The 277-nt window shown below is 61.0% G+C and carries 1 protein-coding gene; it reads left to right on the top strand.

All coding sequences use genetic code 11. From position 1 onward, the window contains the following. A partial coding sequence (locus tag SB772_RS40390) for a porin (RefSeq protein ID WP_410838567.1) occupies positions 1–277 on the top strand: 277 nt, incomplete at both ends.

Below are 277 nucleotides of genomic sequence, written 5' to 3'. Positions count from 1 at the left end.
CTCGGTTACCAGCATCTGAGCGCGCCGGATGCATCCAATGCAGGGTATTTCGGCACGGCGGCCGCCCCCGGACTTCCTGCCGGTGCGACGCTGCCGACCAGCGTGAATCATGAATGGCTTGGCGCAATCTGGCAGACGACACCAGCACTCGCGGTGACAGGCGCCGTCTATCACGCGAACGCCAATCATGGCAACGGTAACGGGACGTTGTACACGTTGGGTGCAAACTATTCGCTGTCCAAGCGCACGCTCCTTTACAGCGAACTAGCCTACCTCC

Origin of the sequence: Paraburkholderia sp. SIMBA_030 (assembly GCF_046535245.1) — a bacterium.
Taxonomy (GTDB): domain Bacteria; phylum Pseudomonadota; class Gammaproteobacteria; order Burkholderiales; family Burkholderiaceae; genus Paraburkholderia.
Note: the sequence above shows the minus strand (reverse complement) of the source record. Positions and strands in the feature narration are given on the sequence as shown.